Below are 4,812 nucleotides of genomic sequence, written 5' to 3'. Positions count from 1 at the left end.
GTGCGCCATGTCCGTGAGGCCGTCCGCTTCGCAGATGCCGTCGCCACCCTCGCCGCAGACGACGTGCGCACCTTCCTGGAGATCGGCCCCGGCGGCGCACTGTCCGCCCTGGCCCGGGAGCTCGTCGACGAGCAGGCCGTCACCGTGCCCGTCCTGCGGACCGACCGGGCCGAGGACCTGGCCGTCACCACCGCGCTCGCCCGGCTCCACGTCCACGGCACCCCCGTCGACTGGACGGCCTGGTACGCCGACCGCGGCGCCTGCCGCATCGCCCTGCCCACCTACGCCTTCCAGCGCGAGAACTACTGGCTGCACGTCCCGGCCTCCGCCGACCCCGAGGCGATCGGCGTCACCGACACCGAACACCCCCTGCTGGGCGCCACCGTCGTGCTCCCGGACGGCGGCATCGTGCTCACCGGCCGCCTCTCTCTCGCCACCCACGCCTGGATCGCCGACCACACCGTCTCCGGAGCCGTCCTCGTCCCCGGTACCGCCTTCGTCGAACTGGCCCTGCGGGCCGGCCGGGAAGCCGGCTGCGCACACATCGAGGACCTCACCCTGGAGGCCCCGCTCGTCCTGCCCGAGCACGGCGGCGTCCAGCTCCGTCTCACGGTCGGGGCACCCGACGCCACGGGCCGCTGCGTCCTGGAACTCCACTCCCGCCCCGAGGACCCCGTCGCATCCCGCGACTGGACGCGCCACGCCGGCGGCACCCTGTCCGCCGCAGCGGCACCGCCCCCGGTGGCGTCCGAGCTCGCGGCATGGCCCCCGCGCGGAGCCGAACCGGTCGCCACCGACCACCTCTACGAGCTCCTCGACGACCTCGGCTTCGGCTACGGCCCGGTCTTCCGCGGCCTCACCGAGGCGTGGCGGCACGGCGACTCCCTGTATGCCGCCGCGGCCCTCCCCGCCCCCACGGCACCGGACGCCGACACGTACGGGCTGCACCCGGCCCTCCTCGACGCCGCCCTCCACGCCTCCTGGCTCGGCCTGCTGTCCGGCACCGACACCGGGCAGGGCCTGCTGCCCTTCTCCTGGAGCGGGGTCGGCCTGCACGCCACCGGCGCCCCCGCCGTACGCGTCCGGCTGACCCCGGCCGGCCCGGACACCGTCTCCGTCCTGGTCGCCGACACGGCGGGGCAGACCGTCGCCTCGGTCGACGCCCTGGTCCTGCGCCCGGTCTCCGCCGACCGGCTGCGCGCGGCGGCGGCCCCCCGCACCGACACCCTCCTCCGGCTCGACTGGACCCCGGCCCAGGTGCCCGCCGACGCCCCCGAACCCGACTGCGTCGTGGCCCTCGCCGGCCCGGACCCCGACGGCGGCCTGGCACCGGACGACCCGGCCGTAGCCGTACGCGCCACCGCCCACCGCACGCTCGCCCTGATCCAGGAGTGGCTCGCCGAGGAGCGGCCCGACCGGACCCCGCTCGTCCTCGTCACCCGCCACGCCGTCGCGACCACCCCCGCCGAACGCGCCGCGCTGGACCCGGCCCAGGCCGCCGTCTGGGGCATGCTCCGCACGGCCCAGTCGGAGAACCCCGACCGCTTCGTCCTCCTCGACCTGGAACCGGGCCTGGACCCGGACGCCGGCCCCGGCCGGGAGGCCCTGCGCGCCGCCCTGGCCACCGGCGAACCCCAGCTCGCCGTACGCGGCGGCACGGTCCTGCTGCCCCGCCTGACAGCCCACACGGACCGGCCGGCCGGCGACTCCCCGCAGCGCCGGGCGTTCCCGGCCGACGGCACCGTCCTGGTCACCGGCGCCACCGGCACCCTCGGCCGGCTCGTCGCCCGCCACCTCGTCACCGAGCACGGCGCACGCCACCTCCTGCTGACCGGCCGCCGGGGCCCCGCCGCCGAAGGCGCGGCCGACTTCGAGGCCGAACTCACCGCCCTCGGCGCCCGGGTCACCACCGCCGCCTGCGACGTGGCCGACCGCCGCGCCCTGGCCGGCCTGCTGGAGGCGGTCCCCGCCGAGCACCCGCTGGCCGCCGTGGTCCACGCGGCCGGGGTGACCGACGACGGCATCGTCCCCGCCCTCACCCCGGACCGCGTCGACCACGTCCTGCGGCCCAAGGTCGACGCCGCACTCCACCTGCACGAGCTCACCCGCGACATGGACCTGTCCACGTTCGTGCTCTTCTCCTCCGTATCCGCCACGCTCGGCGGCGCCGGCCAGGCCAACTATGCCGCCGCCAACGCCTTCCTCGACGCCCTCGCCCAGCAGCGCCACGCGGCCGGACTGCCGGCCGTGTCCCTGGCCTGGGGCCTGTGGGCCGACGGCAGCGGCATGACCGGCAAGCTGGACTCCACCGACCTCGCACGGATCCGCCGCATGGGCCTCGTCGCCATGGACGCGGCCACCGGCCTCGCCCTGTTCGACGCCGCCTGCGCTTCCGGCGCGGACGTCCTCTTCCCCGTGCCGCTGGACCACGCGGGACTCCGCGTCCAGGCGGCCGAGGGCAAGGTCCCGGCCCTCCTGCGCGGACTGGTCAGGACCCCGGTCCGCAAGGCCCACAGCGGTCCCGGCGCCCCCTCCGCCTCGCCGGCGGACCGCGCCTCCGCCCTCGCCGCGACCCTGCACGGGCTCCCCGAGTCCGAACAGGAACGCGTCCTGACCGACCTGGTGCGCGGCCAGATCGCCACGGTCCTCGGCCACGCCTCGCCCGACCGGGTGGAACCCGAACGCCCCTTCAAGGACCTCGGCTTCGACTCGCTCACCGCCGTCGAACTGCGCAACCTGCTGGGCGCCGTCACCGGAACCCGACTGCCCGCGACCCTGGTCTTCGACCACCCCACCCCGCTGGCCCTCACCCGCTTCCTGCGCGCCGAGATCCTCGGCGACGCCCCCGGCGCGACCGCCCCGGCCCCGGCGGGAGCGCTGCCCGGCGGCCTCCCGGCCGTGGACGATCCGATCGCGATCGTGGGGATGAGCTGCCGGTATCCGGGTGGGGTGCGTTCTCCGGAGGATCTGTGGCGGTTGGTCGCGGAGGGTGGTGACGCGGTCGGCGGGTTCCCGGTGGACCGTGGCTGGGCGCTGGACGAGCTGTTTCACCCGGATCCGGATCACGCGGGGACGAGTTATGCCCGTGAGGGCGGGTTCCTGTACGAGGCGGGGGAGTTCGATGCCGCGTTCTTCGGGATCTCGCCGCGTGAGGCGCTGGCGATGGATCCCCAGCAGCGGTTGCTGTTGGAGACCTCGTGGGAGGTGTTCGAGCGGGCCGGTATCGACCCGGCGACGCTGAAGGGCTCGCGTACCGGGGTGTTCGCCGGGGTCATGTACCACGACTACGGCTCCCGGCTCTCGGTCGTCCCCGACGGCTTCGAGGGCTACCTCGTCAACGGCAGCGCGGGCAGCATCGCCTCCGGGCGCGTGGCCTACACCTTCGGGCTGGAGGGGCCGGCGGTGACCGTGGACACGGCCTGCTCCTCGTCCCTGGTGGCCCTGCACCTCGCGGCGCAGGCCCTGCGCCAGGGCGAGTGCTCCATGGCCCTCGTGGGCGGGGTCACCGTCATGGCGACCCCCAACATCTTCGTCGAGTTCAGCCGCCAGCGCGGGCTGGCCGCCGACGGCCGCTGCAAGGCGTTCTCCGCAGGCGCCGACGGCACCGGCTGGGCCGAGGGCGCCGGCATGCTGCTCGTGGAGCGGCTCTCGGACGCCCGCCGCAACGGGCACCCGGTGCTGGCCGTCGTACGGGGCACCGCGATCAACCAGGACGGTGCGTCCAACGGCCTGACCGCCCCGAACGGGCCGGCGCAGCAGCGCGTGATCCGCCAAGCCCTGGCGCAGGCGGGCCTGTCGGCGGGTGACGTGGACGCCGTCGAGGCGCACGGCACGGGCACCACCCTCGGCGATCCGATCGAGGCCCAGGCCCTCCTGGCCACCTACGGGCAGGAGCGGGACGCGGACCGGCCGCTGTGGCTGGGCTCGCTGAAGTCCAACATCGGTCATACGCAGGCCGCGGCCGGTGTGGCGGGTGTGATCAAGATGGTGATGGCCATGCGCCACGGGGTGCTGCCGCGGACCTTGCACGTGGACGAGCCCTCCCCGCACGTCGACTGGTCCGCGGGGGACGTGCGCCTGCTGACCGAGGCCCGTGAGTGGGCCGTGGACGGCGGCCGTCCGCGCCGGGCGGGCGTCTCCTCCTTCGGCGTCAGCGGCACCAACGCCCACGTCGTCATCGAGCAGCCCGTACCGCACGAGGCACCGGAGCCGCACCAGGCCCCCGGGGCCGTACCGGCCCCCGACACGGCCGTCGTCTGGCCGCTCTCCGCCAAGGACCCGGCGGCGCTGCGCGCGCAGGCCGGACGTCTCCTCGCCCACCTCACCGCCCACCCGGACCTGCGCCCCCTCGACGTGGCCCTCTCCCTGGCACCCCGCGCCGCTCTGGACCTGCGGTCCGCCGTCGTCGGCACGCGCCGCGAGGAACTGCTCAGCGGCCTGGAGGACCTCCTCGCGGGCCGGCCGACGGCCACGGCGTTCCTGCGGGGGGAGACCCCGCAGGGCACAGCCGTCGGCGGCAGCCGGACCGCGTTCCTGTTCTCGGGGCAGGGGAGCCAGCGCCCGGGGATGGGGCGGGAACTGCACGCCGCATTCCCGGTGTTCGCACAGGCCTTCGACGCGGTGTGCGCGGCCCTGGACCCGCTTCTCGAACTCCCGCTGCGGGAGGTGGTGTTCGGGAAAGATGCGGAGGGGTTGAACGAGACGCGTTTTACCCAGCCGGCGTTGTTCGCGGTGGAGGTGGCGTTGTTCCGGCTGGTGGAGTCCTGGGGTGTGCGTCCGGACTTCCTGGCGGGGCATTCGGTGGGGGAGTTC

Annotated in this window: 1 protein-coding gene; it reads left to right on the top strand. The window is 75.5% G+C overall.

Annotated features, from left to right (window positions below):
* A partial coding sequence (locus ACFY15_RS36705; RefSeq protein ID WP_390827062.1) for a type I polyketide synthase occupies nt 1-4,812 on the top strand: 4,812 nt, incomplete at both ends.

It is taken from the genome of Streptomyces sp. NPDC001373 (assembly GCF_042895815.1).
Taxonomy (GTDB): domain Bacteria; phylum Actinomycetota; class Actinomycetes; order Streptomycetales; family Streptomycetaceae; genus Streptomyces.
The sequence above is the reverse complement of the archived record's forward strand: the minus strand, read 5'-3'. Positions and strand labels throughout refer to the sequence as shown.